General features: G+C 48.3%; 23 protein-coding genes. 18 read left to right on the forward strand and 5 right to left on the reverse strand.

The window, feature by feature from the left end:
• From trpD to F0316_RS08275, 5 genes are all read left to right on the forward strand, one after another.
• Positions 1-999, forward strand: coding sequence for an anthranilate phosphoribosyltransferase (gene trpD / locus F0316_RS08255; protein ID WP_149560398.1), 999 nt, complete (start codon positions 1-3; stop codon positions 997-999).
• Between the two features lie 5 nt (positions 1,000-1,004).
• On the forward strand, positions 1,005-2,414 hold the full coding sequence (trpCF, locus tag F0316_RS08260; RefSeq protein WP_149560399.1) for a bifunctional indole-3-glycerol-phosphate synthase TrpC/phosphoribosylanthranilate isomerase TrpF: 1,410 nt from the start codon (positions 1,005-1,007) through the stop codon (positions 2,412-2,414).
• A 40-nt stretch (positions 2,415-2,454) separates the two neighbouring features.
• Positions 2,455-3,645 carry a tryptophan synthase subunit beta gene (gene trpB / locus F0316_RS08265; protein ID WP_119788674.1) on the forward strand — a complete coding sequence of 397 codons (1,191 nt, stop codon included), beginning with the start codon at positions 2,455-2,457 and terminating at the stop codon, positions 3,643-3,645.
• Positions 3,645-4,451, forward strand: a complete 807-nt coding sequence (trpA, locus tag F0316_RS08270) for a tryptophan synthase subunit alpha (RefSeq protein ID WP_149560400.1) — start codon at positions 3,645-3,647, stop codon at positions 4,449-4,451. The genes trpB and trpA overlap by 1 nt, the downstream gene beginning before the upstream one ends.
• Positions 4,452-4,766: 315 nt before the next feature.
• Positions 4,767-6,023, forward strand: a complete 1,257-nt coding sequence (locus F0316_RS08275) for a dicarboxylate/amino acid:cation symporter (RefSeq protein WP_057552585.1) — start codon at positions 4,767-4,769, stop codon at positions 6,021-6,023.
• A gap of 101 nt (positions 6,024-6,124) precedes the next feature.
• Here F0316_RS08275 and F0316_RS08280 read toward each other — a convergent pair whose 3' ends face one another.
• Together F0316_RS08280 and aspS are read right to left on the reverse strand one after the other, a co-directional pair.
• Positions 6,125-6,703 carry a thymidine kinase gene (locus F0316_RS08280; RefSeq protein WP_001880948.1) on the reverse strand — a complete coding sequence of 193 codons (579 nt, stop codon included), beginning with the start codon at positions 6,701-6,703 and terminating at the stop codon, positions 6,125-6,127.
• A 96-nt stretch (positions 6,704-6,799) separates the two neighbouring features.
• Positions 6,800-8,575 (reverse strand): aspartate--tRNA ligase, encoded by a 1,776-nt coding sequence (aspS, locus tag F0316_RS08285; protein WP_001256502.1) that lies wholly within the window; start codon positions 8,573-8,575, stop codon positions 6,800-6,802.
• Positions 8,576-8,866: 291 nt separating this feature from the next.
• On the opposite strand from aspS, the gene F0316_RS08290 reads away from it, so the two are divergent.
• From F0316_RS08290 to F0316_RS08315, 6 genes are all read left to right on the forward strand, one after another.
• Positions 8,867-9,736 (forward strand): DUF72 domain-containing protein, encoded by an 870-nt coding sequence (locus tag F0316_RS08290; RefSeq protein ID WP_001893878.1) that lies wholly within the window; start codon positions 8,867-8,869, stop codon positions 9,734-9,736.
• 137 nt (positions 9,737-9,873) lie between these two features.
• Positions 9,874-10,602: a carboxy-S-adenosyl-L-methionine synthase CmoA gene (gene cmoA / locus F0316_RS08295; RefSeq protein ID WP_001068374.1), complete on the forward strand. Its 729-nt coding sequence runs from the start codon at positions 9,874-9,876 to the stop codon at positions 10,600-10,602.
• A 111-nt stretch (positions 10,603-10,713) separates the two neighbouring features.
• Entirely contained in the window at positions 10,714-11,685 is a 972-nt protein-coding gene (gene cmoB / locus F0316_RS08300; RefSeq protein WP_149560401.1) for a tRNA 5-methoxyuridine(34)/uridine 5-oxyacetic acid(34) synthase CmoB, read from the forward strand.
• Positions 11,686-11,804: 119 nt separating this feature from the next.
• A complete protein-coding gene (locus tag F0316_RS08305; RefSeq protein WP_000476328.1) occupies positions 11,805-12,542 on the forward strand; it encodes an ATP-dependent zinc protease family protein in 738 nt (245 codons plus the stop codon).
• 8 nt (positions 12,543-12,550) lie between these two features.
• Complete coding sequence (locus tag F0316_RS08310; protein ID WP_000202052.1) at positions 12,551-14,059, forward strand: inactive transglutaminase family protein; 1,509 nt, start codon at positions 12,551-12,553, stop codon at positions 14,057-14,059.
• Positions 14,059-15,048, forward strand: coding sequence for an alpha-L-glutamate ligase-like protein (locus tag F0316_RS08315; protein ID WP_149560402.1), 990 nt, complete (start codon positions 14,059-14,061; stop codon positions 15,046-15,048). The genes F0316_RS08310 and F0316_RS08315 overlap by 1 nt, the downstream gene beginning before the upstream one ends.
• Positions 15,049-15,128: 80 nt before the next feature.
• Here F0316_RS08315 and serC read toward each other — a convergent pair whose 3' ends face one another.
• A complete protein-coding gene (gene serC, locus F0316_RS08320; RefSeq protein WP_000400869.1) occupies positions 15,129-16,223 on the reverse strand; it encodes a 3-phosphoserine/phosphohydroxythreonine transaminase in 1,095 nt (364 codons plus the stop codon).
• Positions 16,224-16,344: 121 nt separating this feature from the next.
• The gene (locus F0316_RS08325) at positions 16,345-17,610 is read right to left on the reverse strand and encodes a DUF945 family protein (RefSeq protein WP_149560403.1); all 1,266 of its coding nucleotides are present in this window, start codon (positions 17,608-17,610) and stop codon (positions 16,345-16,347) included.
• A 222-nt stretch (positions 17,611-17,832) separates the two neighbouring features.
• Here F0316_RS08325 and F0316_RS08330 point away from each other — a divergent pair, with 222 nt between their 5' ends.
• The 3 genes from F0316_RS08330 to F0316_RS08340 all read left to right on the forward strand — a co-directional run bounded on the left by F0316_RS08330 (position 17,833) and on the right by F0316_RS08340 (position 21,021).
• Positions 17,833-19,788, forward strand: a complete 1,956-nt coding sequence (locus F0316_RS08330) for an ATP-binding protein (protein WP_148548854.1) — start codon at positions 17,833-17,835, stop codon at positions 19,786-19,788.
• Positions 19,785-20,282, forward strand: a complete 498-nt coding sequence (locus F0316_RS08335; protein WP_001031962.1) for a response regulator — start codon at positions 19,785-19,787, stop codon at positions 20,280-20,282. The genes F0316_RS08330 and F0316_RS08335 overlap by 4 nt, the downstream gene beginning before the upstream one ends.
• Before the next feature lie 190 nt (positions 20,283-20,472).
• Entirely contained in the window at positions 20,473-21,021 is a 549-nt protein-coding gene (locus tag F0316_RS08340) for a hypothetical protein (protein WP_001232640.1), read from the forward strand.
• A gap of 95 nt (positions 21,022-21,116) precedes the next feature.
• On the opposite strand, the gene F0316_RS08345 is transcribed toward F0316_RS08340, so the two are convergent.
• On the reverse strand, positions 21,117-21,704 hold the full coding sequence (locus tag F0316_RS08345) for a TfoX/Sxy family DNA transformation protein (RefSeq protein ID WP_001005366.1): 588 nt from the start codon (positions 21,702-21,704) through the stop codon (positions 21,117-21,119).
• A 377-nt stretch (positions 21,705-22,081) separates the two neighbouring features.
• Here F0316_RS08345 and F0316_RS08350 point away from each other — a divergent pair, with 377 nt between their 5' ends.
• The 4 genes from F0316_RS08350 to panP all read left to right on the forward strand — a co-directional run bounded on the left by F0316_RS08350 (position 22,082) and on the right by panP (position 26,383).
• Positions 22,082-23,002: an HDOD domain-containing protein gene (locus F0316_RS08350; protein ID WP_000019000.1), complete on the forward strand. Its 921-nt coding sequence runs from the start codon at positions 22,082-22,084 to the stop codon at positions 23,000-23,002.
• 20 nt (positions 23,003-23,022) lie between these two features.
• The gene (locus F0316_RS08355) at positions 23,023-23,928 is read left to right on the forward strand and encodes a lysine exporter LysO family protein (protein ID WP_000948497.1); all 906 of its coding nucleotides are present in this window, start codon (positions 23,023-23,025) and stop codon (positions 23,926-23,928) included.
• Positions 23,929-24,117: 189 nt separating this feature from the next.
• Entirely contained in the window at positions 24,118-24,627 is a 510-nt protein-coding gene (locus F0316_RS08360) for a hypothetical protein (RefSeq protein ID WP_000826868.1), read from the forward strand.
• Between the two features lie 109 nt (positions 24,628-24,736).
• Positions 24,737-26,383 (forward strand): pyridoxal-dependent aspartate 1-decarboxylase PanP, encoded by a 1,647-nt coding sequence (panP, locus tag F0316_RS08365; RefSeq protein WP_000253198.1) that lies wholly within the window; start codon positions 24,737-24,739, stop codon positions 26,381-26,383.
• The last annotated feature ends 91 nt before the right edge of the window (positions 26,384-26,474 follow it).

Here is a 26,474-nt window from a genome sequence, read left to right on the forward strand (position 1 = left end):
ATGCAAACCATTATTAATAAACTCTATGAACAGCAAGGGCTCACGCAAACCGAGAGCCAACAGCTTTTCGACCAAATTATTCGCGGTGAAATGGATCCAGTATTGATGGCGGCGGTACTGACTGCGCTGAAAATCAAAGGCGAAACGCCAGATGAAATCGCGGGTGCGGCTAAAGCCCTGCTCGCCAACGCCAATCCATTTCCGCGTCCTGATTACGACTTTGCCGATATCGTCGGTACCGGTGGCGATGGCTCAAACACCATCAACATCTCAACCACCGCCGCATTTGTCGCCGCAGCGTGTGGCGTGAAAGTCGCCAAACACGGCAACCGTGGGGTATCGAGCAAATCCGGCTCTTCCGATCTGCTCAGCTCATTTGGGATCAACCTTGCCATGAGCGCGCAAGATTCGCGTCAAGCCTTGGATGATCTCGGTGTCGCTTTCTTGTTTGCCCCTCAGTATCACAGCGGTGTGCGCCATGCGATGCCGGTGCGTCAAACCATGAAAACTCGCACCATTTTCAACATCTTAGGCCCCCTGATTAACCCTGCCCGTCCCAATATTGAATTGATGGGGGTTTACAGCAAGGATTTGGTTCGTCCTATTGCGCAAACCATGTTACAAATGGGTCTGAAACGCGCAGCGGTGGTGCATGGTTCAGGTCTGGATGAAGTCGCGATTCATGGCGAAACGCAAGTAGCAGAAATTCGCCAAGGCGAATTGATTGAATACACGCTCACTCCGGAAGATTTTGGTGTTAGCCGTTACCCACTGGATGCGATCCGTGGTGGAGAGCCAGAAGAGAATCGCGCCATCATCACCCAGATCCTAACGGGCAATGGCACAGCAGCACAAATGGCGGCAGTGGCAGTCAACGTTGCACTTCTTCTGCGTCTATTTGGTCAAGAAGATCTGAAAGCCAACACCCAACAAGCGATCGCCGTGATGAAATCGAGCCAAGCCTATGGATTGGTTCAGCAGTTAGCACAACGAGGTTAAGTAGAATGTCCGAGCAGTTGTCTGAGCATATTTCCGTACAAACCGCGCAAATGGCGCAAGTGCTGGTCAAAATCGTCAATGATAAATACCAATGGATTGAGGAGCGCAAAGCCAAGCAACCTCTTGCGAGCTTTCATCCATTACTGACTCGCTCAGAGCGCGATTTCTATCAAGCCTTGAGCGGCGACAACACCGTATTCATTCTCGAATGCAAAAAAGCCTCACCGTCGAAGGGGCTGATCCGCGAAGCGTTTGATCTCGATTACATCGCCTCCGTGTATGGCGAGTACGCCAATGCCATTTCGGTACTGACCGATGAAAAGTATTTCCAAGGTCGTTTTGAATTTTTGCCACAAGTGCGTGCTCAGGTAACTCAGCCTGTCTTGTGCAAAGATTTTATGGTCGACCCGTATCAGGTTTATCTGGCGCGTCATTATCAAGCCGATGCGATTTTGCTGATGCTATCTGTGCTCAATGATGATCAATATCGTGAACTGGCCGCTGTGGCGCACGACCTTGGTATGGGCGTGCTCACCGAAGTCAGCAACGAGCAAGAACTGGAGCGCGCGATTGCTCTGCAAGCGAAAGTCATCGGCATCAATAACCGCAATCTGCGTGATTTGACCACCGACCTGAATCGCACCAAGCAGTTGGCGCCGCTCATTCCACAAGGCACCATCATTATTTCCGAATCCGGTATTTATACCCATCAGCAGGTGCGTGATTTGGCCCAATTTGCCAATGGTTTCTTGATTGGTAGCTCACTGATGGCGCAAAGCAATCTTGAACTGGCGGTACGAAAAATTGTACTCGGCGAACACAAGGTGTGCGGTTTGACTCATCCTGATGATGCGGTGAAAGCCTACCAAGCCGGTTCCGTTTTTGGTGGACTGATTTTTGTTGAGAAATCCAAACGCTTTGTCGATGTAGAACAAGCGCGCCTGACCATGAGCGGCGCACCGCTACAGTATGTCGGCGTGTTTCAAAACCACCCAACGGCGCAAGTCGCCGACATTGCAACCAAACTTGGCTTATTTGCGGTGCAACTGCACGGTGAGGAAGATTCTGCGTATGTAAGCGAACTGCGCGCAGCCCTTCCAGAATCCATTGAAATTTGGAAAGCCTATGGCGTGGCTGATGCCTTGCCAGAGCTACTGCCAGAGCACATCGACCGACATCTGCTCGATGCAAAAATCGGCGAACAGAGTGGCGGCACAGGACACAGTTTTGATTGGCGCTTGCTGCCCAAACATAGCGACCTGATGCTCGCCGGTGGACTGAGCGCCGAGAATGTCGCCCAAGCGGCGCAACTTGGCTGCCGCGGACTGGATTTCAACTCTGGCGTGGAAAGCGCTCCGGGTAAAAAAGACGCCAACCAGTTACAACAGGTTTTCCAACAGTTACGGAATTATTAGATTATCAGCATGGCAACATGCATAAGAAAGGAATGTAAGCATGGCTAAATTAAACGCCTATTTTGGCGAATTCGGTGGGCAGTTTGTGCCACAAATTTTGGTTCCGGCACTCGATCAACTGGAACAAGCTTTTATTGATGCCCAGCAGGATGATGCTTTTCGCGCTGAATTTATGAGCCTACTGCAAGAGTACGCGGGTCGCCCCACGGCGCTGACACTCACGCAAAACATCACCAAAGGCACCAAAACCAAACTCTATTTGAAGCGTGAAGATCTACTGCACGGCGGCGCGCACAAAACCAACCAAGTACTTGGCCAAGCCTTGCTGGCTAAACGTATGGGTAAGAATGAAATCATCGCCGAGACCGGCGCGGGCCAACATGGCGTGGCGACGGCATTAGCCTGCGCACTGCTTGGTCTGAAGTGCCGCGTTTACATGGGTGCGAAAGACGTTGAGCGCCAAAGCCCGAACGTGTTCCGTATGCGCTTGATGGGCGCCACCGTGATTCCTGTTCATTCAGGTTCAGCAACGCTAAAAGATGCGTGTAACGAAGCGCTGCGTGACTGGTCAGCCAGCTATGAAACTGCGCATTATCTGCTCGGTACTGCGGCGGGCCCTCACCCATTCCCAACCATAGTACGTGAATTCCAACGCATTATTGGCGAAGAAACCAAAAACCAAATCCTAGCGCGTGAAGGTCGTTTGCCCGATGCGGTGATCGCCTGTGTTGGCGGCGGCTCAAACGCGATTGGTATGTTTGCCGATTTCATCGAAGAAGAATCGGTGCGTTTGATTGGTATTGAGCCAGCTGGTAAAGGCATTGATACCCACCAACATGGCGCGCCACTTAAGCACGGTAAAACCGGCATTTTCTTCGGTATGAAAGCGCCCTTGATGCAAGATGAACATGGTCAAGTGGAAGAGTCTTACTCTGTCTCTGCGGGGCTAGATTTCCCATCGGTGGGTCCACAACATGCTTACCTCCACGCGATTGGCCGCGCCGAATACGAAAGCATTACCGATGATGAAGCGCTTGATGCGTTCCAAGCGTTGGCACGTAACGAAGGCATTATTCCAGCGCTGGAGTCTTCACACGCTCTCGCGCATGCAATCAAAATGGCGTATGCCGAGCCAGACAAAGAGCAGTTGCTCGTGGTTAACCTTTCGGGCCGAGGTGATAAGGATATCTTCACCGTACACAAATTACTTGAAGACAAAGGAGCGTTGTAATGAACCGTTATCAAGCCCTATTTCAACGCCTAAGCGCCGCGCAGCAAGGCGCTTTCGTTCCTTTCGTGACCATTGGTGACCCAAACCCCGAGCAGTCACTCGCCATCATGCAAACCTTGATTGATGCAGGAGCGGATGCGCTTGAGCTTGGCATGCCGTTCTCTGATCCTCTGGCCGATGGCTCGACGATTCAAGGGGCGAACTTACGTGCGTTAGCGGCAAAAACCACCCCAGACATCTGTTTTGAACTGATCGCGCAGATCCGTGCGCGTAACCCTGAGACTCCGATTGGTTTACTGATGTATGCCAACTTGGTGTACGCACGCGGTATCGATAATTTTTATCAACGCTGCCAAAAAGCTGGCGTGGATTCGGTACTGATTGCCGATGTACCCACCAACGAAAGCCAGCCTTTTGTGGCGGCCGCAGAGAAATTTGGCATTCAACCAATCTTTATTGCGCCACCAACGGCCAGCGATACAACCTTACAAGCGGTGGCTCAACTCGGTAAAGGCTACACTTATTTGCTTTCGCGCGCTGGGGTGACTGGGGCTGAAACCAAAGCCAACATGCCTGTGCATGCCCTGCTTGAACGTCTGCAACAATTTGATGCGCCACCAGCACTGCTAGGTTTTGGTATTTCAGAGCCCGCTCAAGTTAAACAAGCGATTGAAGCTGGCGCAGCGGGAGCCATTTCCGGATCGGCGGTGGTAAAAATCATCGAAACGCATTTGGATAATCCAGCTAAGCAGCTGACTGAGCTGGCAAACTTCACTCAAACCATGAAAAAAGCAACAAAAATTTAACTTACATTATCTTAAATCAGCGGCGCACCCTTTGGTGTGCCGCATCACTTCATTAACAACTCCACTTAAACAAAAGACATTTCAATCAAAAATCAATTCAAGACTTCACATAACCAAAATCAATAGCAAACGTTTTCTTTGCAGATAAAAACGCCAGATTACTCTCGTTTTACTCCGCTATTGAGAAAACGCTCGATGTGCTTATTGCTAAATGTAAACATTCCGTGTAAAAAGCAGGAGCAAAATTTTTGCCCATTTAGTGATATGACACTAGTGGCTAACACTAGGAATTTACAATTTATTAGCACAGAGGTTATGGAAGTGTTAAAGACAAAGGGTTTACTAAACAACATCGGCGTGCAAGTGGTGATCGCCATGCTCGCGGGTACCGCAGTCGGTGCAGCAATGGGTCACGATGCGACGCTATTTGCTCCACTGGGTGCGATTTTTATTAATCTGATCAAAATGCTGGTGATTCCTCTGGTGGCTGTGGCACTGATTTCTGGTGCAGCTGGTCTGGGTGATAGCCATTCTGCTGGCAAGGTCGGTGCAGTGACGTTAAGTTACTTTGCTATTACCTCTGCCGCCGCCGTAGCTCTGGCATTGATCATGGGTGAACTGTTCCAACCGGGTGTCGGAGTCGATGTTTCTGGTGTAGAGAGCATGTTCTCTTCTGAATACGCTGCGCAAGGTGAGCTCCCCACTTTCTGGGCAACCATCATTGGTATGATCCCAACCAACGTTTTCCAGTCACTGAACGAAGCGAACATTCTACAGATCTTGGTTTTCTGTCTGTTTTTAGGTATTGCGATTTCTAAGCAAGCCAAAGAAAAACGTGACCCAGTGATCAACGCGGTGAACACCATTGTTGATGCCATGGTGTGGATGATCAACAAAGTGATGCTGATTGCGCCGATTGGTGTATTTGGCTTAATGGCCGATGCCGTGGGTACTTTTGGTTTCAGCGCGCTGATGGTGGTGTTTAAGCTGTTCGTCGTTTACGTAGCGGCGATTGCGATTTTTGGCTTTGTGGCTTACCCAGTCATGATCCAACTGTTTAGTAAAACGTCGGCGAAGAAATTCATTCAAGCGATGAAAAAGCCACAAGCGGTTGCACTGTCTACGGCCTCTTCTATGGCGACACTGCCTGTCACTATGGATACGGTGAAAAACGATCTGGGTGTGCGCAACTCAACGGCTTCTTTCGTACTGCCTTTGGGCGCGACCATCAACATGTCAGGTAACGCGATCTACTACGGTCTGGTGGCGATCTTCTTTGCTCAGCTGTTCAATATTGAACTCAGCATGGGCGCTTACATTGCGATCATCGTGACGGCGACTTTGGGTGCGGTTGGTCAAGCGGGTGTTCCGGGGCCTTCATTCCTTGTGGTGGCGGTTCTGCTCTCTGCTGGTATTCCTATTGAAGGTCTACCACTGCTGTTTGCACTGGATCGTATCTTTGACATGATCCGTACTGCGCTCAACATTACCGGCGATGCGGCTTGTGCAGTGATTGTGGATTCGATGATCACAGAAGAAGCGGCGGCTGAGCTGGAAAAACGTGAAGCTTAATCGCTGATCATTATCATTCATAAAAAAAGCCAGACATTAACTGTCTGGCTTTTTCTTTATTGAGTCACGGGCAAATTATCCCGCGAAGGAGATGGGTTCGCTTAACGTCCCAACGCCTCTTTATAGTGCTGGCGACAGACTGAAACATACTTATCATTACCGCCAATCGCCACCTGATCCCCTTCGCTGATGGCGTTGCCATGCTCATCGGTACGGATCACCATGTTGGCTTTGCGTCCACAGTGGCAAATGGTTTTCAGCTCAATCAATTTATCCGCCCATGAGAGCAGATATTTACTGCCTTCAAACAGCTCACCGAGAAAATCGGTACGCAAGCCGTAACACAATACAGGGATATCCAGTTTATCCACCACTTCGGTCAGTTGGTAAACCTGCTCTTTAGAGAGAAACTGGCACTCATCCATCAAAATACAGTGACGAGGTTCAGCCTCATGCAATGTTGCGATCACGTGCAACAGATCGGTATCGGCATGGAAAAGGTGTGCTTCGGCCTCAAGGCCAATCCGAGAACTCACTTTGCCAACACCAAACCGATCGTCGATCGCGGCGGTAAAAATCAGTGGGTTCATGCCACGTTCTTGGTAGTTAAACGCCGATTGCAATAAGGTGGTCGACTTACCCGCATTCATTGCCGAGTAATAAAAGTACATCTGAGCCAAAGAAGAAATCCTGTTTGTATCATTTTACTGTCTGCGCTCTCGTGCCGCGCAGGTTAAAAAAAAGGGTGGCTAATGCCACCCTTTGCAAGGCGTTGATTACGCTTTGTCTTTCGTTGCAAGCTTGACCGCAATCGCCAGCTCTTCGAGAGCGGCAGGGTTTGCCAAACTTGGTGCATCGGTCATTAGACACGCGGCGGCTGTCGTTTTCGGGAAAGCGATAACATCACGGATGTTTTCCGTGCCGCACAGCAGCATCACCAGACGATCCAGACCAAATGCCAGACCTGCGTGTGGTGGCGTACCAAACTTCAGCGCATCGAGCAGGAAGCCAAACTTGAGACGTTGCTCTTCTGGCGTGATACCCAGAATGTCAAATACAGCAGATTGCATTTCTGCGTTGTGAATACGGACTGAACCACCACCGACTTCGTAGCCGTTCAATACCATATCGTAAGCGTTTGACAGCGCCTCTTCTGGGTTGGCTTTCAACTGCTCAGGAGAGAGGTTCAGAGGGGATGTGAATGGGTGGTGCATTGCTGCCACGTTACCTTCATCATCGCTTTCGAACATTGGGAAATCCACGACCCACAGTGGAGCCCACGCAGATTCATTAGTAATGCCCAACTCTTTACCCGCTTTCAGACGCAGTGCGCCTAGGGCTTCAGCAACCACTTTTGCAGAATCGGCACCGAACAGAATGATATCGCCAGTTTGTGCTTGAGTACGCTCGATAATCGCTTGAATGATCTCTTCAGTGAGGAATTTCGCCACTGGAGATTGAATACCTTCCATGCCCGCAGCCAAATCATTCACTTTCAGCCATGCCAAGCCTTTCGCGCCGTAAATAGCCACAAATGCGGTGTACTCATCAATTTGTTTACGGGTCAGTGCTGCGCCACCTGGGATGCGCAGTGCAGCCACGCGGCCTTTTGGATCGTTCGCTGGACCAGAGAAGACTTTGAAATCGACGTCTTTCAACAGATCCGCCACGTCCACCAGCTCCATTGGGTTACGCAGATCTGGCTTGTCTGAACCGAAACGACGCATCGCTTCGCTGTATGGCATGATTGGGAAATCGCCCAGATCCACATTCAGCAGTTCAAGCCACATTTCACGAATCATCTTCTCCGTCACGGCACGCACTTGTTCTGCGGTCATAAAAGAGGTTTCAATATCGATCTGGGTGAATTCTGGTTGACGGTCAGCGCGCAAATCTTCGTCGCGGAAACATTTTACGATTTGGTAATAACGATCAAAGCCAGACATCATCAGTAGCTGTTTAAACAGCTGTGGTGATTGTGGCAGTGCGTAGAAGCTGCCTTTGTGTACACGGCTTGGTACTAGGTAGTCACGCGCACCTTCTGGTGTCGCTTTGGTCAACACTGGGGTTTCGATATCAAGGAAACCGTGTGTATCCAAGAAACGGCGTACAAAGCTTGAGGCTTTCGCACGCAGTTTAATGCGGTCACTCATCTCTGGGCGACGCAGATCCAAGTAACGGTACTTGAGGCGTTGCTCTTCTGAGTTCTTTTGGTTGAAATCGAGCGGCAGAACGTCTGAACGGTTAATGATCTCAAGGCTACGTGCCAACAGCTCTACTTCACCGGTTGCCATCTCTTTATTGACTTGGCTTTCTGGACGCGCACGCACTTCACCGGTCAATTTGATACAGAATTCGCTACGCAGTTGGTTAGCCACGGCGAATACATCCGCCATATCCGGATCCACTACTACCTGAACAATACCTTCACGATCTCGCATATCAATGAAGATCAGACCGCCTAAATCACGACGGCGATTAACCCAGCCGCACAGCTCTACAGTTTGTCCTACCAAGGACTTGTTCAGGTGACCACAATAATGGCTACGCATAGTGAATTTCCCAATCTCAATTAGTCATCAAATTTAACGCTGAAAGGTCGTGGAGTACTCGACAGACTGCCTATTCAGCAAAGTTCCATTTATACGCCGAAAGAGATTTAAGATCGACCTTCCCACGTACAATTTGTTGTCTTTTCTTACCCCTTGCTGCTTTTTAACGCAATAATCCCGTCAACCGGAGATTAAAGGCTAACCAGAAGGGAAAAATAGGCGCTGATTATAGCGCTAAAATCTCGTATTCTTCAAAACTCTCGTGATGATGATTTAAGGAGCCCGAGCAGAGTGACGTCCTCTCTTCCCTTGCGACTCGGTTTAACCCTGTGGTCTCACCCTGCATGGCAGAGTGAGTTTTATGGCAGCGGCACGCAAGCTTCTGAACGCCTTGCGAAATACGCCAGCGTTTTTCACACCGTGGAGGGGAATACCACCTTTTACGCGTCGCCCTCGCCCAGTACTGTGCTCAACTGGCGCGCGGCCACTCATGATGACTTTCGCTTCACCTTTAAGCTGCCAAAAAGCATTACCCACCAGCATTTACTGCGTGATTGTAAAGAAGAGCTGCTGAGTTTTTTGCGTTTAATGCAGCCCTTGCACGACCGAATTGGCATGTGGACGATTCAGCTGCCCGCCGCTTTTGGGCCTGAACATCTGGCGCAATTGAAAAACTTTCGAGACTGGTTTCCAGTCGATTTTCCACTGGGTGTGGAGGTGCGTCATCTGGCCTTTTTTGGCAAAGGCGAAGCGGAAAAAGCGCTCAATCAATGGCTGATTGAACAAAACATTGATCGCATCATTATGGACAGTCGCCCCGTTTTTTCGGCGCTGCCGAATACCGAAGCGGTGATTGATGCGCAGCAGAAAAAACCGAAAGTGCCGGTGCATGCGATTGCCACCGCCAAGCATCCGATGATCCGTTTTATCGGCCATCCTGAGATTGAGGCCAACCTACCCTTTTTCGGTGCTTGGCTACATAAACTGCCCGAGTGGATTGCCCAAGGTAAGCAGCCTTATCTAATGATTCATACACCGGATAATGATTTCGCGCCTCAGCTGGCGGTGCAACTTTACCAACAATTACAACAGGCTATCGCGCTGCCTGATCTGGCGCCGTTTCCCGCGATGCCCGAACAACCACAACTAAGCATGTTTTGAACTCACAATCCGGTACGGCTGATTTACCCTAAAGGCGATGTGTTTAATGACAGACGCTGCGATTTTTCATAAAATACGCGCCTTTTATTGAGCCAGCGCCACAAGAGCTGGCACAAGACGCTGCCATGAGGTCTGCTATGAACCCAAAAGATACTCTCTTTTCCGCACCCATCGATAAAATCGGTGATTTCACCTTTGACGAGCGCGTGGCTGAAGTTTTTCCAGACATGATCCAACGTTCGGTGCCGGGTTACAGCAACATCATCTCTGCGATTGGCATGCTGGCGGAGCGCTTTGTAAAGCCTCATTCCAAGATTTACGATTTAGGCTGCTCACTGGGTGCGGCAACCCTTTCTATGCGCCGCCATATCAAACAAGAAGGCTGCCAAATCATTGCGGTCGATAACTCAGCGGCCATGGTGGAACGCTGCAAGCTGCACCTCAACGCTTATCGCTCGGACACACCAGTGCAGGTGATCGAAGCGGATATTCGCGATATCGCGATTGAAAACGCCTCCGTCGTAGTGCTCAACTTTACCTTGCAGTTTCTCGCGCCGGATGATCGCTACGCGCTGCTAGAAAAAATCTACGCCGGATTACGCCCGGGTGGCATTTTGATCTTATCGGAAAAATTTGTGTTTTCGGATCAAGAAGCCCACGAGCTGCTGATCGATTTGCACCACGATTTCAAACGTGCCAACGGATACAGCGAGCTGGAGATCAGCCAAAAACGCAGCGCGATTGAAAATGTGATGCGCCCTGATTCCATCCAGACCCACAAACAGCGTTTTGCCACACTGGGCTTTTCAAGCTTTGAGGTCTGGTTCCAGTGCTTTAACTTTGGCTCTATGTTCGCCATTAAGTAAATCGCTTATTTTGTTAACTATTTTTGTCATTTATCTTCATGTTAGCGACTCTCTGCGCCACGCATGATCCTGAAGTCATGTGCAGAGAGCATAGTTTAGGTATTTAGCCCCATGTTCAACTTTGCCAACGTTTACCAACAGATCGCTCAACATCCGCAGTTACAGTTGTGGCTCAACACCCTGCCTCAGCAATTGACGGATTGGCAAGCTAAGCAGCACGGTGATCTCGATCGCTGGATGCGTAACCTCAAGAAAATTCCGGTCGGTCAACCGGAGGTGATTGATCTGAAAAATGCGGTAGCGGCACACAATCATCAGCCACTCGCGCAAGGTGAACGGAAGAAATTGGAAGCGGTGCTCAAAACCTTTCACCCTTGGCGTAAAGGTCCTTACCATCTGCACGGCATTCATATTGATACCGAATGGCGATCCGATTGGAAATGGGATCGCTTACTGCCACACATCTCGCCACTGAAAAACCGTTTGGTACTTGATGTGGGTTGTGGCAACGGCTATCACATGTGGCGCATGCTGGGTGAAGGGGCGCAGCAAGTGTTCGGCATTGACCCTTCCGAGCTGTTTCTGATCCAGTTTGAAGCGGTACGTAAACTGCTGGGCGATGACCAACGCGTTCATCTCTTGCCACTCGGTATTGAACAGATGCCGGAGCTCAACGCCTTTGATACTGTGTTCAGCATGGGCGTGCTTTACCACCGTCGCTCACCACTCGATCACCTGCTGCAACTGAAAAATCAGTTGGTTGCTGGCGGTGAATTGATCCTGGAAACCTTAGTCGTAGAAGGGGATGAACATACGGTACTGGTGCCGTTTGATCGCTACGCCCAAATGCGCAACGTCTATTTCTTCCCTTCTGCACTGGCTCTTAAAGTGTGGTTAGAAAAGACAGGGTTTGTCGATGTGCGTATTGTCGATGAAAATATCACTTCACTCGGTGAGCAGCGTACCACAGAGTGGATGACACACAATTCACTGCCCGATTACGTTGACCCACAAGACCCAAGCAAGACCATTGAAGGCTATCCGGCGCCGCGACGTGCCATTCTGATTGCCAAAAAGCCATAATTGACACAGTTTTAACTCGCTTATTCGGGTATCACGTTACCCTTGGTAAAGGATGCGCTAAGCATCCTTTGCTATAACTTATCTATACAATCACTCATTAGAAAATAATAAGGTCGCAAATGTTTAAGCGAATTGCACCCTTTGCCGCATTGAGTTTGCTTTCGGGCTGCGCACTCACCAATGGCGATGAATACCATCAAGCGACGCTCTCCGCGATTCAAAGCTCTGAAGCCAATATGACCCAAAAAATGACGAACTTAGAATCACAAATGGGTCTGCAGAATGATTATATTGAAAGCCTTGAAAAACAAATTACTGAGCTAAAAACTCAAGTTAGCCAAATTAAACTGCCACCACCCCCTGCCCCGAAACGAGTCTCCACTGCGAAACCGTCTAATGATCAGAACACCGCTATCAGCAAGCCTCGCCATGATGTGGTGCTGGGCGAAATTGAGAGCGTCACCATTGATGCGATTAAGCAAACCTTTGATGCTCGTATCGATACGGGTGCCGCCACCTCATCACTGAACGCCGTCGATATTGAAGAATTCGAACGCAATGGCAAAAACTGGGTGCGTTTCCACCTCGCTGATGAGAAAAACCCTAAAACAGAGGCTAACTGGATTGAAGCGCCCGTCTTGCGTTATGTGCGTATTCGTCAATCCACCAACGAAAATACCGAGCGCCGCGCCGTTGTCGAGCTTTGGGTAAAACTGGGCTCTATCCATGAGAAAGCGCAGTTTACCCTCGCCGACCGTTCGCAAATGACACATCCCGTGCTGCTTGGCCGCGAGTTTATCCGTGATATCGCCCTAGTCGATGTCAGTCGCAAATACATTCAGACCGAACAAAAATAGGCGAGACGATGACTTCGAAAATTCCTTTTTATATTTCTGTCTTTCTGCTCTTTGCTACAGGTATCACATTGAGTGTTTTGCGCCACCAAGATTATGGTGTGCCATGGACCCCCGGCGAAACTCGTCAAGTCTGGGATATTGAAGCGAGGATCGAGTTTGCAGCACAAGGGAAAGAGGCCAAAGTTTCCCTTGCCGCACCGCTCACGCAAGAAGGCTATACCCTGATCAACGAAACCGCGTCCTCCCCGGGCTACGGCATTTCTTACCTGAATACCGAATCAGGTCGCCGTATTGAGTGGTCGATTCGTCAGGCGAGCGGCCCGCAAACCATCTACTACAAAGCGCAATTTCTGGTCGACCCACAAGCCAAAGCAGTACAAATTCCGCCAACACAACCGATCACAAAACCCGCCTTTGATGGCCCCGAAGAGTCAGCGGCTATCGCCTTGATCGACAGTGCTTCGCAGCGCTCAGCAGATCACGTTACCTTTGCTCGCGAGCTGATTAAAGGACTCAACGATAGCGAGAGCCAAAACGCCTCTTTGCTGCTGAATAAAATGAGTAAAGTCGATGCCACGCAAAAACTGCTCTCTTACGCACTCGTACCCAATAAAGTGGTCGGTGTGATCCAGTTAGAAGATGGTCGCCGCCGTCAGTCGATTCAGCATATGAATGAAGTGTGGAATGGCAGCGCTTGGATCCTGTTTAACCCAGAAACAGGCACCCAACCAACACATCCGAATCTTCTGGTGTGGGATGAATCCAACGTCTCTTTACTCGATGTGGTCGGTGGGCAAAATAGCCAAGTCATGTTCAGCATGATTTCGCAAAAAGTCACGCCTCAACAAGCCACCGACAGCAAAGTCGAGGCAGACGGTTTACTCAATCTCTCAATCCATAGCTTGCCGCTTGAAGAGCAAGCCATGTTCAAGACCATCATGCTGATCCCGATTGGTGCCTTGATCGTGGTGTTTTTGCGCGTGATTGTCGGACTCAAAACCTCGGGGACTTTCATGCCCGTTTTGATCGCGGTGGCCTTTGTACAAACCCAGCTCACCACGGGTATTGTCGGCTTTTTGCTGATTGTAGGTACTGGCTTAATCATTCGTAGCTACCTCTCCAAGCTCAATCTCTTACTGGTTGCACGGATTTCAGCCGTGATCATCACCGTGATTTTGATTATTTCGGTGTTTACTGTGGTGGCGTTTAAAGTCGGTTTAACCGAAGGCTTAACCATCACTTTCTTCCCGATGATTATTCTGTCGTGGACCATTGAGCGGATGTCCATTCTGTGGGAAGAAGAAGGCGCTAAAGAGGTGCTGCTGCAAGGCGGTGGCTCACTGTTTACCGCTATTTTGATCTATCTGGCGATGACCAACACGTATGTACAACACTTAACCTTTAATTTCATTGGGTTACAGCTGGTTGTTCTCGCGGCAATCCTACTGTTGGGAACTTACACCGGTTATCGAATTTCTGAGCTGCGTCGCTTCAAGCCTTTGGTGGAGGAGAAGTAATGGGGTTCTCCTTTTCGTTCTCGGATTACACCTCCCCTTTTAAGCTACGCCGCAAAGGTATCATGGGGATGAATAAGCGTAACCACGCTTATATCGGACGTTACAACGATCGTTCCAAGTACCCTTTGGTGGATGACAAGCTCAAAACCAAGCTGATCGCTCAACGGGCTGGGTGTACGGTTCCAAAGCTCATCGGCGTGATCAGCAATCAAGCCGAAGTGAAACACATCCATGAAATGGTCAAAGACTGGCCGGGGTTTGTGATTAAGCCTGCGCGCGGCAGCGGTGGGAAAGGCATTTTAGTCGTCACCTCCCATCAAGCCGGTGTGTATACCAAACCCTCAGGTTCGACCATGAATAAAGAGGATGTGGAACGCCACATCAGTAATGCCCTCGCCGGACTTTTCTCTCTTGGCGGCAAAAACGATGTAGTAGTGGTCGAAAACTTAATTCAGTTTGATGACTGTTTTGAGGGTTTCAGCTATGAAGGCGTACCCGATGTACGGATTATCGTGTTCAAAGGTTATCCGGTCATGGCGATGATGCGCCTTTCCACTTCCGCTTCGGATGGTAAAGCCAACTTGCACCAAGGTGCGGTCGGCGTGGGAATTGATATTGCCACCGGTAAAGCGGTGCGTGCCGTGCAATTTAATAAACCCGTTACTCATCACCCCGATACAGACAAAGAGCTGGCCACCTTAGTTGTCCCACACTGGGAAAGATTGCTGACATTAGCAGCCAGCGCTTGGGAGATGACTGGATTAGGCTATCTCGGAACCGATATGGTACTGGATAAAGAAGAAGGCCCCATGGTGTTAGAACTCAATGCGCGTCCCGGACTCGCGATTCAGATTGCTAATGGCGCAGGACTCTTGCCTCGTTTGCAGCACATTGAAAGTTTAGGTTCTTCACTGATCTACCCAACACCCGCCGAGCGTGTAGCGTATGCAGTGCGTAAGTTTGGGGTTCACTCACCGATAGCGCAGTAGTCCTGATTTTATTTACCGCGCCAACATGACAAAAGGCTTCCGAATGGAAGCCTTTTTCTTGAGCTATCAACCACATGCCATTAAGCGTATTGCGCTTCAAACTCTTTCATAAAATCGACCAGCGCTTGCACACCCTCTAGCGGCATCGCGTTATAGATAGAGGCACGCATCCCCCCCACAACACGGTGTCCTTTCAATGACACCAAGCCACGCGCTTCAGCCAGTTCCAAGAAGGTATCGTCCAACTCGGGTTTCGCCAGTTGGAATGGGACGTTCATCAGCGAGCGGTTGTCTGGATGGATCTCGTTACGGTAGAAATCGGATGAATCAATATAGCCATAAAGCAGCGCCGCTTTTGCACGGTTCACTTCTTCAATCGCTTTGACGCCACCTTGTGCTTTCAACCATTGGAAAACAAGGCCGGAGAGATACCAAGCAAAGGTAGGCGGGGTATTAAACATCGACTCTTGCTCAGCAAGAATTTTGTAGTTCAGTACTCCCGGTAACAGATCGCTAGCCAAATCCAGCAAATCATCGCGCACGATGGCGATACAGATCCCCGCAGGTCCAATATTCTTCTGCGCGCCAGCGTAAATCACGCCGTATTTCGATACATCAATTTCACGAGATAAAATGGTCGAAGACATATCGGCAACGATCGGTTTGTCTGTGACAGGCAAGTCGTTGATTTCAATACCATCAATCGTTTCATTCGGGCAGAAGTGCACATAGGCAGCATTGTTCGCAATGCGCCATTCGCTCGCAGGTAATACGGCAATTTTGCCTTCTTTTTCAATTTTGGCGTCAAAAACATCGACGGTGCAGTATTTTTTCGCTTCTTTCACTGCGCTCATCGCCCAGTAACCGGCATCAATGTAGGTTGCCGTCTCTGCATCCCCGAGCAAGTTAAGCGGTACAGCAGCAAACTGTGCACGCGCTCCGCCTTGGCAAAACAGTACTTTGTAATTATCTGGGATATTCAGAAGATCGCGCAGATCGCGCTCAGCCTGCTCGGCCACTTGAATGAATGGCTGACTACGGTGGCTAATTTCCATCACCGAAGTGCCAAGATGATTCCAGTTTACAAACTCCGCTTGTGCTTGCAGCATCACAGCCTTAGGCAAGGCGGCGGGACCCGCACTAAAGTTATAAACCGTATCGGTGTTGTGCTCCATGTGTTCATTGCTCCTGCTAACGAAAAGTGTTGTGATTAATACCACTTTTTACGCCAGATAAAAAGCGAGAAAAGAGGCCTTAACGCCTCTTTCCCCAAGCAACGAACGACCGCGCGAGTTTTTAGCCTTGCGACATCATCAGCGGCATTAACAACATGACGAGTGGCATGGTTTTTCCGTTCGGGAATACCACATTACCCTCTTTGATTTCCGCTTGTAGGGTGTAGCCTTTATCATCTTGAGTCATCATTTCCATCATCATGAGCTGGTCAATCCCTTGTGCAATAAATGGGAAAGCCGCCACCAACTGGTTGGAAATATACGTTTTAGTCTGCCCGGTCAGTGCTGGGATGACCGCCATCGGATCTTGCAGTAGATTTTCCGTCCCTTCAGGCACATTCAGTCGCCAGTTCGATGCAAAATCACCACCAGAAATATTGGCCGAGAAGTTATCCACTGAAACGAAGAACCCTTTACTGAACAGTGCTTCTACTTGTGGCAAGATCTGCTCAACATCCTGCTCGGTCATCTCTGGCGCACCTTGATAAAGTTTAGACAGCGCTTTGGTGGCCGTGGTATCCAAATCCCCCAACGTGAAATCTAAAGCGAACTCTTTAAACTCGCCGCCGCTGTATTTGGCATCGGCAATCTTCATTTTGTGAGCCGTGGTAAAACGAGTCTGTGTGGTATCCAACCCTGAAGTGAAATGGTAAGTAAAACCACCCATATCAAACTCCGTTTGTCCCTCTTGGTTGACACTCAGTTTATCCAGCTTGAAATTCTGTGCGCCTAGCCACAAACCATCACTCTCTTTACCTTGACCGTCACCGGTGATCTGGCTGAGTACCATCTGCGCTTGGTTTTCAAAATCCAAAATGATCTTTGGTACATTCAGTTGGAACGTCATTTCACCCAATGTCGTTAAAGAACCGCTCATTTGCGCCGGTTCAATGGTCACTGCGACAGGCTCTTCACCTTGGAATACGTAGTTCCACTGTTCCAGCTTCACCGTGTAATCGGTGTTACCGTTTAACTTGGTATTCGAAAGAATCTGCAGTGGAAACTCAGGGAATTGCGGCAGTGTTGATACCGCTGACACCCCCATCAGGCCATGAGTCAGTGTACTGTCGACTAAAATTTCGGTCGGAATACCTTCTGCTTCTAACTGCGCCACAATCGTCGAGTCTGTGATTTTGTAACGCGTCTGCATTTGTGATGACAGATAACCGCGCTGATAGTTAACCAGTTCAGCCTTGGTTGAGGAGCTTTCAAAATTGTTGAGGCCATCTTTGATCGCAGATTCACCGATTTGGCCCACCGCGAGTGGCCAACACAAACCTAGCGCAACAGCCCCACCCACTGCACCGATCATTTTTATTGATTTCATAGTCGAATATTTCCTTGGGATTGAGTTTCCTTAGTTTAGGTGACGAAACTCGTACAAGATACAAATAATTGTCAACATTTGTGCAAACAACGGGAAAAGTATGAATCAAATCAGAGTATTGAATTGCAACAGTCTTGATTGGAAATTCTCCAACTCTGCTCCCACTTCATCAGCGCCATCCCTGCTAAAGTAACGGCGTGAACCCTTGCCAGAGAAAAGGTTGTGAATCGCTACGCCCTGCTCATTTTAGATAACAATCCATTCAGTATTGAACAATGGCGTCAAGAACTGTCTGGTTTTGCCAGTAAATTCGACCTATGCAGCGCTGAATCCATTGATGAAGCTCAGCAGTGGCTTGAATTTATTGAACAACGTGAACAGATCGCCGCGTTAGTTATCGCCAGTCATCACGAAGCGCTCAATGGTGCGGATTTTTTGATTCGATTAGATAAAGTGGCGCACACCAAACACGCTCGCAAAGTTCTGGTAAGTGGTGGACAAGATATCCAAGCCATTCTGAGCGCGGTCAACGAAGGTCGCTTAGACTACTGCCTGACTAAACCACTGCAAGATAACGTGCTACGCAAAACGGCTTTACAAGAACTGACCTCCTTTGTACTTGAACACGATAAAGACAATATCTTGAGCTACAGCACGGTGTTGGATCAGCAGCGTCTGTTACGCGCGCACATCGATAATAAGATGCGCAGCTACCGTGAAGGATTCATCACGGATTATCACCGCTTATCCGATAGTGAATTAGCCGAAAAAGTGATTGGTGCGCTGTACCAGTTTTTTGATGAGAAAGACGAGACTCAAGCGTGCCGAACCTATTCCGCGCAGCATTTACTGACCGAAGAGGGCGAGCCTAACCGTTTCTTATGGTTTATCACCGAAGGCGAAGTGGCTTTATATAAGCGAGACGATCTTGGTCAACAGCGTGAAGTGGTACGCCATAAAAAAGGCAATATTATTGGCGGTATGTCATTTGTGACTGGCGAACCCTCTTTTTCGACTGCGATCACCCTAACCCAGACTGAAGTGATAAAACTTGATCGTGACGTGTTCGCCAAAGTCATGCACAACGACACCAGTCTACTGCCGCTGTTTACCAACTTACTTCTGCGCCATTTTAATCGTCGATTGCAACGCAGCATTACCACGAAACTTGAACTGCAAAAAACGTTGGAGTCTTTAGAGTCTGCCCATCAACAATTGATGGAGCGTGAAAAAATGGCGATGTTAGGACAACTGGTGGCAGGCGTTGCCCACGAGTTGAATAATCCGGTCGCTGCCATTTTGCGCGGTACTGAAACCTTATCCAGCCATATTGGACATTTGATTGAGGGTGAAGAGCGAGCGCCAACCGAGCAATTAGGTGCGCAACTATTGCAAAAAGCCATGCAGGCTAAGCCGATATCCACTTCCGAAGAGCGTCACAAAGCCAAACTGTTAGAAGAGCTTATCCATCACCGTTTAATCGCCAAAAAAATGGTCAAATTGGGCTTGGATGACGATGAGGCCATGATCCAACTCGCCAAAAGTCGACCGGAAATAGCGCAAAAACAACTTGAACAGCTGGAAAGCTATCACCTCACCGGCAGTACTCTGCGTTCAATCCAAGTCTGTGCACAGCGGATTGCTGACATGGTGAAAAGCCTTAAAGGCTATGCACGTCCTGACGATGAAACTTATCGACTCTCCGATATTCATGAAGGGATAGAAGATACCTTGGTCATTTTTGAAAATCGCCTAAAACGGCATAGTGTCGAAAAAGAGTACGCACAATTACCATTAATCTATTGTTTGCCAATTGCGCTACAGCAAGTGTGGACCAATCTCATCTCAAATGCGATTGACGCTTTTCCTGAACATGGCGTATTGCGAATTGAAACCGAGCAGCAACGTCGTCAAGATATCGACTACGCCGTAATTCGCTTCACCGACAATGGTTGTGGCATTCCACAAGCGTTACAGCAGAAGATTTTTGCCCTCAACTACACCACCAAACGAGAAGGTAACTTTGGTCTTGGGATTGGCCTATCTGTCTGTCAACAGATCATTATGCAACATCAAGGTTGGATTGATGTCGACTCCCAACCTAACCACTACACCACCATGACGGTGTGGCTGCCTTTAATGGTATCCGCACCCACCTTGGCAAGGAGCAAGCCATGAACAAATTTTTGATTTTATGTGTGGATGACGAACGAGAAGTGCTCGACAGTGTGGTGCAAGATCTCGACTGTTTTGAAGAGCATTTCATTATTGAAGCGGCCGAATCGGTTGCGGAAGCGAAATCCGTGATTGAGGATTATCGCCAAGAGGCGATCCCCCTCGCCCTGATCCTGTGTGATCACATCATGCCGGAGCAGACTGGCATTCAATTTCTTATTGAGCTCAACCAAGAAGCCGATACCACCAAAACACGCAAGATGTTACTCACAGGCCAAGCAGGACTGGAAGATACCGTACAAGCCGTTAACCATGCCAGTTTACACTTTTACATCGCTAAGCCTTGGCATGGCGAACAACTGCGCCAAGCCGTAAAAGAGCAATTGACTCATTACGTGATTGAGAACGAAGAGGACTTAATGCCTTGGATTCAAATTCTCGATGCAGAAAAAATTCTAAATGCGATCGCCGCTAAAAGAATGAGCTTTGGTGAATAGGGAATTTGGCACTCTAATTGCTTAAATTTCATATGAACGACAAAACTCTGACATTTTTTGATAGTAGCTTGATACATCAATGCTTTATGATGTCAAACCATGAACCCGGAGTCGATTTTAAGGCTTCAGTCACTGCAACTTTCAGGTAGTGGCCTTGGAATTAATCAGAAGATAAAGGTTTATCTTAATTATGCGTAAAACAATCGTTGCAACTGCACTACTTCTCGTCGCTGGCTCGGCACTGGCTGAAGGTGAGCGTGATAGCCGTACCGTAATGAGCAACTTTAGCTATGACTATGTAGAAGCGCGCATCGGCGCCAGCCCTATGACTTTTGGTGCTGCGATGAGTCGCTCTATTCACCCTAATGCTCATGTGATTGGTCGAATCGACTCAGAATTTGAAAGTGACTACGATGTCGCGGCCGGATTTGGATTCCACGCGCCGGTCAATAACTGGGCAGATCTTACCGGTGAAATGCTGTTTCGTTTAGTCGATGATCGCAAACGCTCTAGCGCCGATACCGGCATGGAACTAAACATTGGTATTCGTCAGTGGTTAGGGCCTCAGCTTGAGGTGGGCGGTAAAGCAGGTTACGTCTCTATCGACAACAATGATGATTGGCTAGGCTCAGTATACGCACGCTTCCACGCAACCGAGCTGTTCTCTCTCGGTGCAGAAGCTCGCATAAACGACTTTTATGACGATCAGTTGATGTTCACAGCTCGCTTTAACTTCTGATCCGTTAGCGTTCGTCGCGATACAGTAAAAAAGCCATAAACCAGATTTCTGGCTTATGGCTTTTTTATGATTGAGAACGTGGGTAACGCTTTAACTTAACGCTGCTGACAACTTTCTAACAGTTGGCGCTTACGCGGCTCTTGCAGCAGTTTCCAGTGAATGCCTTCAATCGCACCCGCAAACTTCCACAGTAGTTTTACATCGACATCACTTCCATAAGCTTGACGCACCTTATTAAACACTTCTGGCGCACCGAGGCTCATAAAAGTTTCCACATCGTCAATGCCCGCTTTTTTTACCATACGCTCCAAAGTCAGTTGCATATTGGGTAAATCCCGTAGACGACGACTGGCTGCTGAGCGTTGAAATTCCCGCTGATTCACAGAAAACTGAATCGAGCGTTCAATGATCGAGTCTAGCTCAGGGTGATGTTGCTCATACAGTTCAGTGATGTCGTAATAGTTTACGGTTGCCGTTGTCTGTTTTTTAACATGGCGATATTTCTCACACCCTAAGGCCAAGAGCTCAGGGTCGAGCTCTTCTCCACCACGCACAAAAATGCGGTCTTCACTGACCAACACATACATAGCGTCGTGTTGAAACAAGCCAATACCACCAAACATCGAGCGTTTTTGGTAGGCGCCAAACTTAGTTACGTAGTCGAAAAACTGTTGCTCATTCATATCCATTGATCCTTTAATCACGTTCCCCGATTAAGGAAGATCACCAGATAGCAGCAATAAAGCGAAAATAATGAAATTGTTTAGCAAGTCTATTCAATCGTTCGTATGAGCTTGCTTGTTTTATGAAGCTAATGATAGTTTACGAAGAGAAATAAGTCTGGACTTATCTCACATCGATGCAATACTTTTGCGCCAGATTATGAGACCAGTATCACAGCGTCAATTTTTTGTTGCTCCTCTATACTTAAACCTCATCTATTAAATCGCTCAATAGTTCAACGAAAAAACCAGCGTAATCGGTAAAATGCATGGAACCGTTTGCTTATTTAGTTTAGCGATAGTTAAAATGCTACCAACTTTGCTTGATCGTGTATTTTATGAGTCACCTATCTTTTTACTGGTTACCCGAAACCAAACATAAACTCATCCAAGGATTGGAAAGTGAATTTGCGCAATTGGTCGAGCTTTCTATCAGTACCGGGAAAATTTCGCTTCCCCCAATTCCAGATGTCGTTTTAAAAATTCAGCGCCTGTGCTTAGCGGAATCGACATCCATATCCGATGTCGCGGACTGCTTAATTGAAGATCCTGGGCTCTCTGCGATTGTGATTCGCGTGGCGAACTCAGTTGTGTTTAATCGTCGAAACATTACGTGCACCGATATTGTCACGGCCGTTTCACGTCTTGGCATTTTGCGCGTTCGTGATATTGTGACGGCGCAAGCTATTGAACAGTTGAAGTACTCCGTCAACCTCAGTAAAGAGTGCAATCGCATCTTACTTAAAAGTGCGACCATTTCTCGCGAAATGGGGGCCACCATGTTACTGGTGACCCAGACATTTAAGTGTGTGGATGCGAAGAAATACCAGTACCTTGAGCTAGAAAAGGCACTACTAGTCGGTTTGTTGGCGGATATCGGTATCTTCTGTCTGGTCAATGAGTACCATTTATATCTACAAAATGGTAATTATCTGGATCCCACTATTGCACTGAAGATTTTCCAATCTCAGTGCTCACCAATCAGTCAATTGGTGTTACGTCACTGGGGATTTGATCATGACTTTTTGGAAGTCGCTTGCAACACTGAGCTGGTAACCGAGCGACAAGAAGTCACTTACCTCGATATTGCTCGTATTGCTCATCACTTACTGATGTTCAGAAAGAAAGATGATGCGATTGACGATCACAATGTCGAGATCAACTCTGAAGGCGCTGAAGTGCTCTACCAGCTCAGCAACTTAAGTGAAATGGAATTTAACAACAAGCTAAGTGATGTGATCAGTGCCAGTGGCATCTGAAGTACCACTGTGAGGATGTTATGCTGTCAGGGATGATCTTTGTTTTTGCACCACTCGTGGTGGGTTACCTATTCATTATTCGTAACCCATCTCATCTCCATCGTTTGAGTCGAGCAACCTCGCATCTCGTTTACGTCATCTTATTTTTGATGGGTCTCAGTCTCGCGGGCTTAGATAACCTACAAAGTAACTTACAAACCATTGTCAAATACACGGCCGTTTTTTTCGTGGTGCTAGGGACATGCAACCTCTTAGTCTTACCTTTAGTTGATCGCTATCTGCCACTTAGTACCGATATCACTCATAAAAAAGTCCCGCTCTCAAGCATGATGTTGGAGTCTGCGAAGCTTATTTTGGTGGTCGGTGCAGGCCTGGTGGCGGGTGTGTTACTGAATCAAGACTTACATTGGGTCGAATCCGCGAGCGGCTGGATCCTCTTCCTTTTGCTGTTTTTTATTGGTATTCAACTGCGCAACAGTGGTTTATCGCTCAAACAGATCTTGCTAAATAAGCACGGAATGGTTATTGCGGCAGTGATCATCCTAACCAGTTGGCTAGGTGGCGTGATTGCTGCGTGGCTACTCGACATGCCAATTTACCAAGCACTGGCGATGGCCTCAGGTTTTGGCTGGTACTCATTAGCCGGTATCTTAGTCGGCGATGCTTTTGGGCCGGTACTCGGCGGAGCCTCTTTTATGATTGAGCTACTGCGCGAGCTAGTCGCGCTGGTGTTAATTCCCATGCTGATCCGGCGCAAACCCTGTACCGCGATTGGTTATGCAGGAGCGACAGCCATGGATTTTACCCTGCCCGTCATTCAAACCACTGGCGGTGTAAAATGTGTTCCGGTGGCGATTGTTAGCGGCTTTATTCTGAGTCTATTGGTGCCGGTTTTGATCCTGTTCTTTGTTTCTCTTGCAAGCTAGATCGCAGGATTTCCCTCTGAGCTCGTTTACAATGTTTCGCCTTGAGATTTACAATTTAGTAAACAATATTTTAACCTAGCGCCCCTAAATGATTGGGTAGAACAAGTCTCTTCGAGTTAGGGGGTTAAGGTTTATCTCAATGAAGTCCCATCAAGAACGACTAAAAATAACAATTCAAAAGGAAAGATTATGAAACGCCTGAGCACTGTTTTACTGATGTCGGTCGTCTCCGCTTCAGCCTACGCGGATAACACCTGCTTCAGCCAAAAATACGATGCCTACATCGATGCTTCATTGAACTGGTATGCCGATCTCACCAAACTGACCAGTGAACGCAACCCAGATTTAGCCGAAGTGAGTCAATGGTTTTTAGAGGGCAGACAGCACCACTTTGCCTTGAATCGCGCGGCTGTTCATTACTACTTACAACATGACCCAAGTAAAGTCGCAACCACCCAACATGTTGAATCATGGTTAAAACTAGAACAGCCAGAAATCAAACAATTGGCGACACGCAGCGATGAGCTTGGCAAGTTAGCCAGCGTAACCTTTGCCGACCGACAAGCCACACCTCACCCGAAAAATTATGAACTGCGCTCCGCGTTGGCAGACCTGCTCAGTCACCCTAAGCAGATCGAATCGGCGCTGAATCGCTATAATCAGGCGATTGAAAAAGTCGAAGCGATGAAGTGCCAATAATCACACACCAGTGCAATCAAGGCTTTCCGAATTAAGACGGGACATTGTTCCCGTTTTGAATTAGATTGTCCCGCTTGAAGCCCATCAATCAGAATAATAACGACGCTGTATGGTATCAGAACACAAATCCGCGCAAGTCAACTTCGATTCTCTGCTCAAGATCTTCACCGTACCGGAAGGTCCAGACTCAACATTAACTAAAATCGATGAAGAGCTTTCTCGCAATTTAAACCACTTCTTGCGCAAACACATTGTGGCAGAAGAAAAGCCGCTCAAAGAGATTGAGAAAGATTTTTCCAACGCGCACATTCCCGAACAGCCTCAATTCGTTTCCGATCATACCCAACATTTACTGGATACACTGGTGTCACACTCGGTGCACACCGCATCCCCCAGTTTTATTGGCCACATGACATCGGCACTGCCCTACTTCCTGATGCCGCTGTCAAAAATCATGATCGCTCTTAATCAAAATCTGGTCAAAATTGAAACCTCTAAGGCATTCACGCCGCTAGAGCGTCAGGTGCTAGGCATGATCCATCGCTTGATTTATGGCGAGACGGATCACTTCTATCAACAGTGGATGCACAGTGCTGAGCACTCACTCGGCGCTTTCTGCTCAGGCGGGACCATCGCCAACATTACGGCACTTTGGGTTGCTCGCAATAATGCGCTTAAAGCAGAAGGCGATTTCCCCGGCGTTGAAAAAGCGGGGCTCTTCAAAGCCATGCGCCACTACGGTCATGAAGGTTTAGCCATTTTGGTTTCCGAACGAGGCCACTACTCGTTGAAAAAAGCGGCCGATGTGCTGGGTATAGGCCAAGAAGGCTTGGTCGCGGTCAAAACCGATGCGCATAACCGTATCTGCCCACACGATCTAGAGCAGAAAATCACCGAGTTAAAAGCCAATAAGATCAAAGTGTTTGCCGTTGTCGGAGTCGCCGGCACCACAGAAACCGGCAATATTGACCCACTGCGCACCATTGCTCAGATTTGTCAGCGTGAACAGATCCACTTCCATATCGATGCGGCTTGGGGCGGCGCGACGTTAATGTCAAACCGTTATCGAGGACTGCTTGATGGTGTCGAGTTGGCCGATTCAGTGACCATTGATGCTCATAAGCAGCTCTACATCCCTATGGGTGCGGGTATGGTCTTGTTTAAAGACCCGAATGCGATGCGCTCAATTGAGCATCATGCCCAGTACATTTTGCGTCAAGGCTCTAAAGATTTGGGTAGCCATACCCTGGAAGGATCACGCTCAGGCATGGCGATGTTGGTTTACGCCAGCATGCACATCATTAGCCGCCCAGGCTATCAGCTACTTATCGATCAAAGTATTGAAAAAGCGCGATATTTTGCCGACCTGATTGATGCGCAAACTGACTTTGAGTTGGTTTCGCAACCGGAACTCTGCTTGTTGACTTATCGATATCTACCCGCGCATGTCCGCATGGCGCTAGAAAAATCGCAAGGGGTACAGCGTGCGCAGTTGAATGAGCTACTGAACGAACTCACTAAGTTTATTCAGAAGAAACAAAGGGAAACGGGTAAATCCTTTGTGTCACGTACCCAACTCAATCCACACCAATGGGATAAATTGGCAACCATAGTCTTCCGAGTGGTATTGGCCAACCCTCTGACAACCAAAGAAATTTTGCATAACGTGCTGGATGAACAACGAGAAATCGCACAACAAGCGCCAAAGTTGATGCGTCAAATCGAACATCTAACCCAATGCATTCTGAACCAATAATCCTTCGCTAAGAGTTACAGCAAACAGAAATAAAATTTCAGTTTGCTGTAACTCTTGCGTCAATCATGGGCTAGAAGCACCAGATATGGGC

Origin of the sequence: Vibrio cholerae (genome assembly GCF_008369605.1) — a bacterium.
GTDB classification, from domain to species: Bacteria; Pseudomonadota; Gammaproteobacteria; order Enterobacterales; family Vibrionaceae; genus Vibrio; species Vibrio cholerae.